The sequence below is a fragment of the Halopseudomonas laoshanensis genome, from assembly GCF_008365385.1.
Taxonomy (GTDB): Bacteria; Pseudomonadota; Gammaproteobacteria; order Pseudomonadales; family Pseudomonadaceae; genus Halopseudomonas; species Halopseudomonas laoshanensis.
Genome location: NZ_QOVF01000001.1, coordinates 476,263 through 488,825, shown reverse-complemented (window position 1 = coordinate 488,825; position 12,563 = coordinate 476,263). Strand labels below are relative to the sequence as shown.

General features: G+C 55.8%; 13 protein-coding genes. 2 read left to right on the top strand and 11 right to left on the bottom strand.

The window, feature by feature from the left end:
* Positions 1 to 35 precede the first annotated feature (35 nt).
* The 11 genes from dmpE to DT594_RS02220 form a co-directional block, all read right to left on the bottom strand.
* Entirely contained in the window at positions 36 to 821 is a 786-nt protein-coding gene (gene dmpE / locus DT594_RS02270) for a 2-oxopent-4-enoate hydratase (protein WP_149331181.1), read from the bottom strand.
* A gap of 2 nt (positions 822 to 823) precedes the next feature.
* Positions 824 to 1,690 (bottom strand): alpha/beta fold hydrolase, encoded by an 867-nt coding sequence (locus DT594_RS02265; protein ID WP_149331180.1) that lies wholly within the window; start codon positions 1,688 to 1,690, stop codon positions 824 to 826.
* Positions 1,691 to 1,697: 7 nt separating this feature from the next.
* On the bottom strand, positions 1,698 to 3,158 hold the full coding sequence (locus DT594_RS02260) for a 2-hydroxymuconic semialdehyde dehydrogenase (RefSeq protein WP_149331179.1): 1,461 nt from the start codon (positions 3,156 to 3,158) through the stop codon (positions 1,698 to 1,700).
* A gap of 31 nt (positions 3,159 to 3,189) precedes the next feature.
* Positions 3,190 to 4,110: a catechol 2,3-dioxygenase gene (locus DT594_RS02255; protein WP_096346407.1), complete on the bottom strand. Its 921-nt coding sequence runs from the start codon at positions 4,108 to 4,110 to the stop codon at positions 3,190 to 3,192.
* Positions 4,111 to 4,120: 10 nt separating this feature from the next.
* Positions 4,121 to 4,441, bottom strand: coding sequence for a 2Fe-2S iron-sulfur cluster-binding protein (locus DT594_RS02250; protein ID WP_149331178.1), 321 nt, complete (start codon positions 4,439 to 4,441; stop codon positions 4,121 to 4,123).
* Positions 4,442 to 4,558: 117 nt separating this feature from the next.
* Positions 4,559 to 5,620, bottom strand: a complete 1,062-nt coding sequence (locus DT594_RS02245; RefSeq protein WP_149331177.1) for an NADH:ubiquinone reductase (Na(+)-transporting) subunit F — start codon at positions 5,618 to 5,620, stop codon at positions 4,559 to 4,561.
* 10 nt (positions 5,621 to 5,630) lie between these two features.
* Positions 5,631 to 5,990, bottom strand: coding sequence for a phenol hydroxylase subunit P4 (locus DT594_RS02240; protein ID WP_149331176.1), 360 nt, complete (start codon positions 5,988 to 5,990; stop codon positions 5,631 to 5,633).
* 73 nt (positions 5,991 to 6,063) lie between these two features.
* The gene (locus DT594_RS02235) at positions 6,064 to 7,611 is read right to left on the bottom strand and encodes an aromatic/alkene/methane monooxygenase hydroxylase/oxygenase subunit alpha (RefSeq protein WP_149331175.1); all 1,548 of its coding nucleotides are present in this window, start codon (positions 7,609 to 7,611) and stop codon (positions 6,064 to 6,066) included.
* 10 nt (positions 7,612 to 7,621) lie between these two features.
* Positions 7,622 to 7,894 carry an MmoB/DmpM family protein gene (locus tag DT594_RS02230; RefSeq protein ID WP_096346412.1) on the bottom strand — a complete coding sequence of 91 codons (273 nt, stop codon included), beginning with the start codon at positions 7,892 to 7,894 and terminating at the stop codon, positions 7,622 to 7,624.
* Positions 7,891 to 8,892: an aromatic/alkene monooxygenase hydroxylase subunit beta gene (locus DT594_RS02225; RefSeq protein WP_149331174.1), complete on the bottom strand. Its 1,002-nt coding sequence runs from the start codon at positions 8,890 to 8,892 to the stop codon at positions 7,891 to 7,893. Before DT594_RS02225 ends, DT594_RS02230 begins: the two co-directional genes overlap by 4 nt.
* Before the next feature lie 47 nt (positions 8,893 to 8,939).
* A complete protein-coding gene (locus DT594_RS02220; RefSeq protein WP_096346414.1) occupies positions 8,940 to 9,191 on the bottom strand; it encodes a phenol hydroxylase subunit in 252 nt (83 codons plus the stop codon).
* A gap of 370 nt (positions 9,192 to 9,561) precedes the next feature.
* Between DT594_RS02220 and DT594_RS02215 the strand changes: the two genes are divergently transcribed.
* Together DT594_RS02215 and DT594_RS02210 are read left to right on the top strand one after the other, a co-directional pair.
* Positions 9,562 to 11,271 (top strand): sigma-54-dependent Fis family transcriptional regulator, encoded by a 1,710-nt coding sequence (locus tag DT594_RS02215; protein ID WP_149331173.1) that lies wholly within the window; start codon positions 9,562 to 9,564, stop codon positions 11,269 to 11,271.
* A gap of 282 nt (positions 11,272 to 11,553) precedes the next feature.
* A complete protein-coding gene (locus DT594_RS02210) occupies positions 11,554 to 12,555 on the top strand; it encodes a sialidase family protein (protein WP_149331172.1) in 1,002 nt (333 codons plus the stop codon).
* Positions 12,556 to 12,563: the final 8 nt, after the last annotated feature.

Below are 12,563 nucleotides of genomic sequence, written 5' to 3'. Positions count from 1 at the left end.
GAAATGCTGTCTGTTCCAATGACCTGGAATTCAGGTCAAATGAATCTCACACTGGCGCTGCCCATGCCGCCGATATCCACGCGCATGAAGTCACCGGCCTTGACCGGTTCAAGCGGAACCAGAGAACCTGACAGGATGACCTCTCCGGCTTTCAGTGAAATGCCGAATCGGCCAAGGGTGTTCGCCAGCCAAGCCACACAATTGACTGGCGAGCCCAGCGCCGCTGCGCCAGCGCCGGTGCTGATAACCTGGCCGTTCTTTTCGACCACCATGCCGCAGGTGACCAGATCGACCTTGCGCGGGGAAATCGCCTGGTCGCCCAATACAAAAAGGCCGCAAGACGCGTTATCCGCTACGGTGTCTTCAATCGCGATCTTCCAATCCTGGATGCGTGAATCGACAATCTCGAAACAAGGCATCACGCACTCGGTGGCAGCCAGGACGTCAGCATTGGTTACACCCGGACCGGTCAGATCTTTTTTCAGGATGAAAGCGATCTCGCCCTCGGCGCGAGGCTGAATGAGCCGCTCACTGATGGGCACTGCTTCACCACTGTTGTAAACCATGCTATCGGTCAGGTAGCCGAAGTCCGGCTGGTGCACGTTCAGCATGTTCTGCACTGCTTTGCTGGTAACACCGATTTTCTTGCCGATTACCCGCTCACCAGCGTCAAGGCGGCGCTGCAGCATGCGCAAAGAAATGTGGTAGGCGTCATCAAGGCTGATGTCGAAACCACGACTGGTCAGGGGGCTGACCATCTCGCGCTTGCTCATGGCCTGATACAGCTCATCTCCGAGCTGTTCGATCTGTTGCTGTTCCATTGTCAGTGCGCTCCTGAAGCGCTATCCGCTTCGGTGAGAAAATCGTTAACCAGCCGCGCAAAGCGCCCGGCGTGCTCAATCTGCGTCCAGTGTCCGCACTGGCCAAAGACATGCAGCTGTGCTCGCTCAATCAGGTTGGCCAGATCCAGCGAAGCCTGAAGGGGAATGACTAGGTCTTCACGGCCATGAATCACCAAGGTTTCATGGCGCAAAGCCTGTATTGCCGCAGGGTCACTGGCCAAGCCATCTACCCAGCGCTGGCGAGGTGCGGGGAACATTTGCGCAAACGACTCCTGAAAGCCGGGTCGAATACTGGCCTGGTAACGCAATTCGGCCAGCTCGTCAGTCACCAGATTGCGGTCAAAGGCGAACACACTCATCAGTCGGCGCATCAGAGCAAAAGACGGTTCGTAGCCCCACACCTCGTCAAGCCCTTTAGTGATAGGAAAACTGACCCCGACGCTACCCATCAGCACTAACCGTCGTACCCGTTGGGGATACTTGATTGCCAACGCCAGCGCTATACCGCCGCCGAAGGAGTTGCCAACCACATCGGCCTGCTCAATGCCGAGCGCATCAAGCACACCGATGGCATGTTCGACCCAGGTATCGCGACAGTAATTGGGCGATTCCGGGCGTTCGCTGTAACCGAAACCGAGCATGTCAGGTGCTATCACACGGCGCTGTTGCGCTAGCTCCGGCATAATCAGCCGCCAATTAGCCCAGGCCGTGACGCCGGGGCCAGAGCCGTGAATCAGCATCACCGGGAAGCCCTGGCCGTTGTCGTGTACGTTAGTGCGGTACCCGCCAGCGAGAATTTCACGACCCAGTTCGGGGCTGGTTGGATTGGTATTCAGGGGTGCGTTCATGGCCGCCTCATAGTTTTATGCAGATGTTTTTAAGTTCGGTGTAAAACTCCAGCGAGTGCACACCCCCTTCACGACCGATGCCGGACTGCTTGCTACCACCAAAGGAGGTGCGCAGGTCACGCAGAAACCAGCTGTTGACCCAGACAATGCCTGCTTCGACTTGCGCCGCAACGCGGTGCGCGCGGGTGACGTTCTCGGTCCAGATTGCCGACGCCAGGCCGTAAGGCAGACTGTTGGCCAGTTGGACTGCTTCGGCCTCGCTGTCAAACGGGCGGATATGGCAGCAGGGGCCAAAGATCTCTTCAGTCACCACCGGCGAATCATCCTTCAGCCCGGTCCAGATTGTCGGCTGTACCCAAGCACCGTGCGCCAGCTCGGCGGGCATGTCGGGAACGCCGCCACCGGTAATCACAGTGGCGCCCTCGTCAATGGCTTTCTGGTAGTAAGACAGGACCTTCTCGCGGTGCTTAAGACTGATGAGCGGACCGAAATTGCTGGTTTCATCATCCGGCGGGCCGATCACCAGACTTTCCGCTCCGGCCTTCAGACGTGCGACGAACTCGTCGAAAATAGAGCGTTCGACATACACACGCTCAGTGCCCAGACAGACCTGACCGCAGTTGGCGAACACCGAGCGCAGCGTGCCTTCGATGGCTTTATCCATATCACAATCGGCAAACACGATGCCGGCGTTCTTGCCGCCCAACTCCAGAGAGACCTGACGCACACCCTTAGCTGCAGCCTTCATGATGGTTTCGCCAGTACCGGTTTCACCGGTAAAAGTGAATGCATCCACATCCGGATGTTCGGTGAGGAAAGCGCCAGCGGAGTTGCCACCGAAACCATGCACCACGTTATAGACCCCATCAGGAACGCCAGCCGCTTTCATCACTTCGCCGAGCAGCGCCGTCGTAGTGGGTGTTTCTTCCGAAGGCTTGACCACCACGGTGTTGCCACAGGCCAATGCGGGACCAACCTTCCATGTCATCAGCAACAGCGGCAAATTCCATGGGCTGATAACACCAATCACACCTTTGGGTCGACGGATGCCATAATTCAAGGCGCCAGTGCCATCGGGGGTGGGCATCTCGAATGACTCGGCAGGAACATTCTTGATCAGATCGGCGAACACCTTGAAGTTGGCGGCGCCACGGGGAATGTCGATATGGCTGGCCAATGATCTGGGTTTGCCGGTGTCCTGACATTCAGCATCGAGAAACTCTTCAAACCGAGCATTGATGCCGTCTGCCACTTTGTGCAGTATTTCAGTGCGCTGGTCGACGGTCATCCGCCCCCAAGGTCCATTGAAAGCAGCTCGCGCGGCATTCACTGCCGCATTGACTTCCTCGCGCCCTGCTTCATGTACACGGCTCAGCACCCGGCCATTGGCCGGATTGACGTTATCGAAGGTCTTGCCGCTGGCCGACCCGACGTACTCGCCGTTAATAAAATGTTTGATGTCTTTCATAGCTGCGCAATCCTGGTGACAAACGAAATAGTCAGGTCAGTACGGTCAGGAACCGCTCGTTCAGAACCCGGTCGTGATAGAAAATAGCTTTGCCCAATGACTCGGCATCCCAGGTCACAGGCTCGTGATCCGGATAGTGGTAGTCGCCACCGGCAAACACTTCGTTACGATTACCCGATGGATCGAAGAAATAGATGGTCTGCCCATGAGTAAGACCATGCCGAGTCGGGCCTATATCTATCGAGGTATCGGTCATTGAAATCAGGTCAGCCGCGCGGAGCACGTCAGTCCAGTTGTCCAGATAGAAGGACGCATGGTGAAATTTCGGCTCGGGGTGCTCGATAAACGCCACGTCGTGGGCCTTGGTACTCACCGTGAGAAACTGTGCTACCCGCTTCCCCTCTGGTGTCAGTACCTGTTCAGCCAGATCGAACCCCAGCACGTCGCGGAACAGCTCGTAAGTCTCCGCCAAATTCGGGCCGTACAGCAGGCAGTGGTCGAAGCGGGTGGCTCGCATACCACCCAACTCGCGGGGCCAGGCTTCCGGATTGCGGTTATTGACGCCCCATTTGCCGGTCTGTTTCTTACTCGCAAACAGCTCGAAGTTATGCCCGGTCGGCGCTACGAAGCGCACCCTGCGACCACAGTCCTGCAGATCCCCCGCCGGTATGTCCTCCACCTCGCAACCGAAGGCAACGAGGCCGGCGCGCAGGTTATCCAGTACTTCCTCACTAATGCACTTGAATCCCATGAAGTCCATGCCAGGCTCTTCGGCAGCGCGTAACACCAAGGAATATTTATCGACCTCGGTCCAGGCTTTCAGGTACACACGGCCCTGTGGGTCGCGATCCATTTCGATCAGGCCCATCAACTCCGTGTAGTGTTTAACTGCAGCATCGATGTCCAGGACGCGAAGCTGTACGTGACCGGGGCGCATTACACCTTTTCTCATGACTATCACCTCATTGGATTTGTTGTTGTATTTCGGCCGCGGCCTTGGGCGTGCGGCACTCAATCGTCAAGTCGCTCAGCGGGTAAAGACGGCAAGCCAGCGCTTCGCCGCAGGCAAGAGCAGCGTCGGACACATGTTTACGGCTCATCGGCCCACAGTGATATTCGCCGCTGATCACCTGAACCTTGCACAAGCCGCAACCACCACCCCGACAACCGACGGGGACGCAGCGTTTAGCCCGCTGCTCCATCGCTTTAAGCACGCTCTGCTCAGGTTCGCAGCTAAAACGGCTGCCGCTGACTCGCTCGGTAATTTCATAGTTCACAGTCATTTTTTTGTTCTCGACTGTTAATGTTTCGCTCTACCTAATCTGACGTTCAGGTCAGGCCGCCGTGTTCACGGCAGCGCAGACAGTTACCTGACGCCGCAGGCATTTCTTCGGGCCCCTTCAGATTTTCTTGAAGAGTGCCGACCTGGTCGTTTCTTCGGCGCCGTCGGCGGCTGTGAAGAAGCGTTCCATGAAAATATCGCGTTCAAATAGTCGGCCTTGCATCAATGCGCTGATGGCCGAGTCGATCATCGGCGGCGGCCCGCAGAGGTAGGCCTTGTTGCCAGCAAAGCGACCGCCAAAATGTTCCCTGGCCGCCTCGTGCACGTAACCGCAAAAGCCTGCCCATTGATCATCCTTTTCCGCCTGACTGAGCGCGGGGACATAGGTGAAATTGCTGTGCTTGGCGGCCAACCCCTGAAACAGGTCATGGTTGTAAAGCTCCGCGCGGTTGCGTGCGCCCTGGAACAGGGTCATCTGCCGTGTGTCGCCTTGCTCCAGCAAGTCAAGGATCATCGATTGCGGGCTCGACAAACCCGATCCGCCCGCGATAAAAATCAGATCACCGGGTTGCGAGCGGCGCACGAAATATTGGCCATAAGGGCCGGACAGACTGAGTTGATCTCCGGCTTTGAGTTGCTGATGGACATGTGTCGTCGCAGCACCACCTTCAACCAATCGGATATGCAGTTCGACCTCATCAGCACGACTGGGTGGATTGGCCAGTGAGAACGCGCGGCTACCTTCGATACCAGGCAAGACCAGGTTGATGTACTGGCCGGCCTGGAAAGTCATGGGCCGGTCAAGCTTCAGATGCACACCCTTGATAGTCGGAGACAGCGTGACGATGCGCGTCACAGTGGCTACGTAATCCTCGACCGGGTAACCCTCGAAGTCGTCGTCGACATCAATATCGGCTTCAATGACCGCATCACTCTGTAGCGTCGCGCAGCAAGCCAGTACCTTGCCTTCGTCACGCTCGCCATCCATCAGCGCAAAGGGTGAGGCGTCGCCAATGTCTACATCGCCTTCGACCACCTGAATCTTGCAGGTGGCACAAGTGCCATGCCCGCAGGCAAAGGGCAGCCACACACCCTGGCGCAATGCGGCCTGCAGGATGGTTTGGCCTTCTTCGACGTTAATCTGCTCGCCGATAGGCTCGATTGTCAGTGAGTAGCTCATATGCTCGACCTCAGCTGGCGCAGCCGTTGATGCCGTTCAGGCCGGGGGTGTTCAGCGTGAGCATGCTCTTGTGGTCCACACCTTGCCCCAGCAGCTCCGCACTCGGTTCCGGATTAAACGCCTGACCATTGAGCTGCCACTGCGCTTGGCTGAAATCCAGACGGACGCTGTCTGGATGGGCCGCAATAGCTGGGCGCAACACGTCTTCGAGGAAGTCCTCCAGCGTCATGTCGGGGGCGACGAGGAAGGCTAAGGGCGACGCGTACATCAGATGTTTTTCCCAGTACACGTAGACAACCTGCATACCGTTGAAGTTGGCGACCGTGTCCTTCGGCTGGGTGATGTATTCGGATATAGCTTTGACGCTCATGATGCGTACCTCTTCTTGTTCCAATTCATCCGGCGAAGGTACAGCCCCCGCCGGATGACACAGGTGGCGGAGTTCAGGCCGCGTTCTTGGGTTTGCTCGCCTGAGGCTCGGCAGGTTTCTGCCCCTTGATCGCCTGCCAGCGCTTGTGGTCCGGTGAACCCAGATACTCGAAATTGTCCCGGCCAGCGTCGATGTGGTAATACTTGGTCACCACCGTCTCGACGTCTGCGCCTTCACAATTGCCCTGGTAGATCTGGTGCACCGGCAGCCAGGCCTGGATGTATTTATCAGGCTCATATTTGAAGATGTCGCAGCAGCCATCCGAGCAGAAGTGATAACGCTCACCCTCATGTTCCAGACTGCGATGACTCAGCTTGGTCGGATCATCAGGTTCGGTGAACAGAGCCGGCACCTGGCACACCTGGCACAGTTGCGGCAAAGTGTTGTTGTAGAAACGCTCACCTTTCTCCTGCAGCGCCTGCCAATGCTCGAAGCGCGGACGGTAGTACTGATCGAAGGTGTCCGGGTACTGCTCCGAGAGCCAGTTCATTTCTTCTTCACTGGGAATCCAGGTATGGAAGTTGGTAGCCTGGCTGTACTGGTAGAAGGTCGCCCACAGCTGGTGGCTGATGTGCTCTTTACCCTTGTTTGCCTCGTCCTGATATTTGGGAGGACGAATACCGTAACGCTCAAGGTCCTTGAACAAGGCCCCGCCGTTCTGCTCGTAGTACACCTCCCAAGCGTCCTTCCAGGACATCACCTTGTTGGGCAACATATAGTCCATCATCATGCTGACCAGGCTGAGCAGGCGATAACCGCGCCAGAACCATTTGTCGATCCAGTGCTGGATAATCGGCACGTTATCTTCATGCTGCTCAAGCATGAATTTGATCACTTCCAGGCCCAGGGTCATATGCCGGGCTTCATCGGACTGAGCTGAGAAGCCGAAAGTGACTGTGGCCATATCGCCGTTGTAAGCGGCGCCGGACATAAAGGGCACGAACAACAGATTGGTCAGGACGTATTCGAAAGAAAACGAGATCGCCGTGAGAAATTCGAACGGACCTGCACTGCGCGCATCATCGAAAAACGATTTGGGCACCGAAAGGAACCAGACGCGATCGTGCATATGGGCAAAGTCATGCAAACCATTGAAGTGCTTGTTGTAATGGCTCATCGCGTGAATCTGCGTCTGCACGTGGCGCAACTCATCAATCGCTTGCATCTGACAGGCAGTACGCGCACCAGCGCCGCTGAACTGCCGGCCGACTCTTGAGTAGCCCTGGAAGGCGCCATACTCAAGCGGGGACACGCCGGTCAAAAACAGCTTGAGCGCATTCACATAACGGGCATCGGAGATATTCTGATGACCGTTGTTCTGTGCAAAGGCGTCGAAGATCGCATACAGCTTCTTTTCCTTTTCGGCCTGGTATTTCCAGTAAGCATCCATGGTCAAGCGGAAGGGATCTTCCCACTTGTCCCAGTCGGTAATTTTGATGCCTTCGAAATCTTCCTGCGGGAAGATGTCTTTTTTCGACTGGTAGCTGGGTTCCCAGGCCATGTCGCGCGTCAGATACTGGTACTTGTCTTTGAGACTGAGTTTCTTCTTATTGGTCGCCATGATCGATCTCCTAATTTTTCCACTCGAGAATGAAATGGTCTTCATCCTCATCCACGTTGCCGCCGATACTGATCACATCCAGGAGCATTTCCTGAACGTCCCATTCCCGACCGATCTTCTCTTCAACCGTTGCTCGGTTGATCACCAGGCGTTTTTCGGCCTGGATTCGGATCAGTGCGGGTTGGTGCTGCACTTCGGCGTGGGGGTTGTCCTGCGCAATGGCTTCCACGATGTAACGAGCGTTGTCGTTGTCCTGGAAGACGATAAAAGCGAGCTGGCTCATGCCTGTACTCCCTGGCTAGTGAGGCCAAGCTTTTTCAAACGAGTGGCAAACTGGGCGCGAACTGTATCCAGCGCGTCACGGCCCATGCTTTCATCGGCCAAGGGCGCCAGCGCCTCATAGGCGCGCGGCTCCCAATGCTCGACCCATGCCTGCAGCTGAACGGCGTTGGCTTCGTTTTCGGCCATCACGGTCTTGACCATCGCATCGACCCAGCGAACGGTCTCCTTAGACCAGTCGCGCATGAACTCAGTAAGCATGGACACGTCGGCTGCGCCTTGCTCATCCAGCCACTGATCGAAGGCCTCGTACATCAGCGGGTACATCAGGCCATCGATGATCAGATTCTGCGTCAGGCTTAATTCGAACCAATCCTTGATCACCAGCGTGTCTTCAACCAGGCGACGCATGGGTTGCCACAGCGCATCATCCATCCAGTAGGTTTTGGAGCGGTCGAGCGCTTCGCCGGTACCGCCATCGATAATCAGCGCGATACGCGAGAGATACTGACCTGCACCCAGACGGTCCATGGCCTGGTAGATATGCATTTGGGTGACGGTGCCAGCGATGCAATCACCGGCGACACCGCTGTTATTCATGTTCGCACCCAGCTCCACATGCCGCAGCGGCACGAGAAAGCGCAACAGCGTCTCTTGCAGGTCTTCAGGCAAGCGCGTAATCAAGCCACGCTTGTCGCAAAAGCTGTAACTGTGTTCGGTAGCTTCCTGCATCTTGGCGCGGTTCTGCACATAGGCGCCGTAATAGAATTGCCGAGGATCGGTCACGCTGTGCCAATCGGCCATGCGAATGCAGGTGCGGGTCGGGTCATTGAGCATGTGCTCCGGATCCCACAACGGCTTGTAGTGGAAGTTGGTCACCGCTTCGATATCGAAGCTGGCTTCCTGATACCGGGTCGCCGGTTTATCACCAAAACGCCTTTTGATATTGCTGTAGGTGTTTCGAATCGGCTCGACCGATGTAGTCTTGATTTCGATGCTCATATCAACGCTACCGTATTGTTGTTGGAAGGGTGTTCGGATCAGCTGAATCAGCGACTTCCATGTTCACCAAATCGCCACTTGATCATTTCTTCATCCACCGCCCGAGCCATCTCTTCGCTCATATGCTGAACACGGTTGTGCTGACAAAAATGCTCGAAGGCGGCACTGGGAAGAACCAGTTCTACAAACAAATCGGGATGGCCGATGGCGAAGTCGAACTCGACCAGGCGAGCCCCAGGCTCACTGCGCACACGGACATAACGTGGCATCTGATCAAAAGTTTGTGCGGGCTGGCTCATAAGGTCGGGACCTGTGCTTGGTGTTGTGAAAGCAACAGAGCAACGCTTGTGCCAAGAAACAAAAAGCATGCGTAAATTCGATGTATACGATTGATTTATTTATATATTTCGTATTTTCACCAAAATACACGCGCCGTATTAGGTAGAAGTAAAAGCAGCAGGGGGTTGGCTTTTTTTGATCATTTGATCAAGTTGCTACCCCTGTTCACTCAAATGCTCAGCCCTGACTGCAGCGGCCCACTTTTTCATCATCTGGTTGATTTTTTGGTAAATACGAGTAGAAGATAAAGAGATAAAACCGCCGGCTCCTGGATCACTATGAGACACACCCAGCCGGACGCAGCCCGCTAATAAAAAATAGGCAGACGCCATGGCGATCAGCTACAAGCCCCAGGTCCAATACTCGGATTACCTTGATCTGAGCGAGCAAATTCGCTTTCAAAGTGCTGAAGGGAAAATCTGGTTTGGCGAACAGCGGATGCTTCTGATGCAGGTATCCTCCATGGCGAATTTCCGCCGCGAGTTGGTCAATAGCCTGGGGATTGAACGGGCCAAGGGCTTCTTCATGCGCATGGGCTACCAGTCCGGAGTAAAGGACGCCGAACTTGCGCGCCATCTGCGACCCCACTCCAGCGAGCTGGACATCTTTCTCGCTGGCCCTCAACTGCATTCACTCAAGGGCATGGTCAAGGTGCGGCCGATTCAGATCGACCTGGATCAGCAATCCGGCCATTTTTACGGTGAGTTGGAGTGGATCGACTCTTTCGAAGTAGAGATCTGCCAAACTGAACTGGGCATGATGGAAGATCCCGCGTGTTGGGCGCTGCTGGGATATGCATGCGCCTATACCTCTTCTTTTATGGGCCGAGAAATCATCTTCCGTGAGACCAGTTGCCGTGGCTGCGGAGATGAAAAATGCCTGATTACCGGCAAGCCTGCAGAAGAGTGGGAGGACGCAGAGGAGTTCAAGCAGTACTTTCGCAGCGACCCGATTATCGAGGAGTTATACGACCTGCAGAGCCAGGTGAGTTCACTGCGTACCAGCCTGGAAAAGCAGCAGGGGCAGTATTATGGTATAGGCCAGTCCCACGCCTACAAGACCGTGTGTCAGATGATCGACAAGGCCGCCAAAGGCAAGGTTTCGGTGCTGTTGCTTGGTGAAACCGGGGTTGGCAAGGAAGTTATCGCACGCAGCGTGCACCTAAGCAGTGAGCGCGCTGAGCAACCCTTCGTAGCAGTGAACTGCGCCGCTATCCCGCCGGACCTGATTGAGGCAGAACTGTTCGGCGTGGAAAAAGGCGCCTACACCGGCGCCAGCCAGTCTCGCCAGGGCCGTTTTGAACGAGCTCACGGCGGTACCATTTTCCTCGATGAAGTGGTTGAGCTGTCCCCCCGCGCGCAAGCGACCTTGTTGCGGGTTCTGCAGGAAGGCGAGCTCGAACGGGTCGGCGATCATCGCACCCGCAGCATTGACGTTCGCGTCATTGCCGCCACCAACGAATCACTTGCCGAAGCGGTGGAGAACGGGCGCTTCCGCGCAGACCTGTACTACCGATTGAATGTGTTCCCGGTCAAGATTCCTCCCTTGCGCGAGCGCTTGGAAGACCTTCCGCTATTGGCAGAACACTTTCTGAAAAAATTCCATAACGAATACAGCAAACGCACGTTGGGCTTTTCAGACAAAGCACTGGAGCTATGCCTTCGTTATCGTTGGCCGGGTAATATTCGTGAACTCGAGAATGTGATCGAGCGCGGAGTGATCCTGACCGACAGCAACGAAACAATCAGCCAGGACTCGTTATTTGCGGTATTCCCCGACGATCCGGACAGCAAACACGAGGAACGTCTTAACGCCACGGGACAGCTTGTCGACGTGCAGTCGACGGCGGTGGCGGAGGGCGATTGGGCCAGCCGTATCATCGCGGAAGGCATCAGCCTTGAAACACTAGAGCAGCAACTGATGCACAAAGCCATGCAGATGGCCGAACAGAACGTATCAAAAGCTGCCCGGCTGCTTGGCCTGAGCCGACCGGCACTAGCTTACCGACTGAAAAAAAGTGACGTTTCACATACCCTCTGACGCTTTCCGCTCCTCCCCCCTAGACCTGCTCTTCGTCACGACGACTGGCATTTTGCGCTTTTGATCAAAAGAGAAACAGCTCCAGGAGAGTTGATCAATTGATCAAATTTCTTGGACGCCTAGGCTCTCCTGAGCCCATTCCTCAGCACGAACAAAACAATAAAACTCAAACTTTACAATAACTTGAAATCAGAAATCGGGCGCGCCCAGCATGCTGGCATGGGCGTTGCTACATGCTGCGTAGTCGCTTTGCTTATACAAAAACAAACAGTGGTGGCGTACATGTTAATTGCCCTACGGCGCTTTGAGCGCCCTCCGTTAATACGTCTTTTCCCTTCTATCGCCCTTGTCAGCCTTGGGGTGGTATTGAGCGGTTGCGAAGCCGCTCTTGACCTGGATGCCGTTACCCAACAGGCAAAACAGCCAAATCAGCGTACCGATTTCTATCAGGCAATGGCCAGCAATGCACAGGTCACCCTGTTGGTTGGTAATCAAGGTGTGGCTGTAAGCAGCCTGGATAACGGGCAGCAATGGCAGCGCCAACAGCTACCTACCGATATGAGTCTGATCGATCTGGATGTCTGCCCCGATGGCAGTTTTATTGCCCTGAGCTTCGATAACCAACTCTGGCATGCCGATCCCCAGGCACAGAACTGGACTGCTCACGCACTGCCCAGCAGTGAACAGATGATGGCGGCGACTTGCGCGCCTGATGGCAGCTGGTGGGCGGCAGGCGCATTCAGCACCTTGCAAAGCAGTGCCGATCAAGGTCAGACCTGGGATGAGATGAGCCTCGACGAGGATGCCATATTTACCACCCTGCAGTTCGTCAATGACGAGCAAGCTATCGTCACCGGGGAGTACGGCTTGCGGTTCGTTACCGTAGACGGTGGCCGCAATTGGGAGACTTCCGGCAGCCTGCCGGATGAGTTCTATCCGCACGCCAGTCACTACACCTCTCTGGAGCAAGGGTGGGTCGGCGGACTGAATGGGTTTATCTGGCACACCAGCGATGCCGGAGTGACCTGGCAACGTCAGCGTACCGGCACCGAAGCACCCATCTTTGGCTTTATTGATGGCCCGCAAGGACTCTACGCGGTAGGTGAAAACGCCACCGTGCTGCAACTGCGCGGCCAGCGCTGGACGCCCCTGACCACGCCTGATCAACCCCTCTATCTGCGCGCAGGGCGTTTGCTTCCCAATCAGCACCTTCTGGCGGCTGGTGGCCGAGGGCTCCTGCTGAATATTCCACTCCCAAAGGCCTTAGCGGCCAGTACTAACTGAGGAAACCG

Excerpts from the sequence above, each read along its gene's own strand:
- dmpE (WP_149331181.1), bottom strand. The coding sequence starts at position 821 with ATGGAACAGCAACAGATCGAACAGCTCGGAGATGAGCTGTATCAGGCC.
- DT594_RS02265 (WP_149331180.1), bottom strand. The coding sequence starts at position 1,690 with ATGAACGCACCCCTGAATACCAATCCAACCAGCCCCGAACTGGGTCGT.
- DT594_RS02260 (WP_149331179.1), bottom strand. The coding sequence starts at position 3,158 with ATGAAAGACATCAAACATTTTATTAACGGCGAGTACGTCGGGTCGGCC.
- DT594_RS02255 (WP_096346407.1), bottom strand. The coding sequence starts at position 4,110 with ATGAGAAAAGGTGTAATGCGCCCCGGTCACGTACAGCTTCGCGTCCTG.
- DT594_RS02250 (WP_149331178.1), bottom strand. The coding sequence starts at position 4,441 with ATGACTGTGAACTATGAAATTACCGAGCGAGTCAGCGGCAGCCGTTTT.
- DT594_RS02245 (WP_149331177.1), bottom strand. The coding sequence starts at position 5,620 with ATGAGCTACTCACTGACAATCGAGCCTATCGGCGAGCAGATTAACGTC.
- DT594_RS02240 (WP_149331176.1), bottom strand. The coding sequence starts at position 5,990 with ATGAGCGTCAAAGCTATATCCGAATACATCACCCAGCCGAAGGACACG.
- DT594_RS02235 (WP_149331175.1), bottom strand. The coding sequence starts at position 7,611 with ATGGCGACCAATAAGAAGAAACTCAGTCTCAAAGACAAGTACCAGTAT.
- DT594_RS02230 (WP_096346412.1), bottom strand. The coding sequence starts at position 7,894 with ATGAGCCAGCTCGCTTTTATCGTCTTCCAGGACAACGACAACGCTCGT.
- DT594_RS02225 (WP_149331174.1), bottom strand. The coding sequence starts at position 8,892 with ATGAGCATCGAAATCAAGACTACATCGGTCGAGCCGATTCGAAACACC.
- DT594_RS02220 (WP_096346414.1), bottom strand. The coding sequence starts at position 9,191 with ATGAGCCAGCCCGCACAAACTTTTGATCAGATGCCACGTTATGTCCGT.
- DT594_RS02215 (WP_149331173.1), top strand. The coding sequence starts at position 9,562 with ATGGCGATCAGCTACAAGCCCCAGGTCCAATACTCGGATTACCTTGAT.
- DT594_RS02210 (WP_149331172.1), top strand. The coding sequence starts at position 11,554 with ATGTTAATTGCCCTACGGCGCTTTGAGCGCCCTCCGTTAATACGTCTT.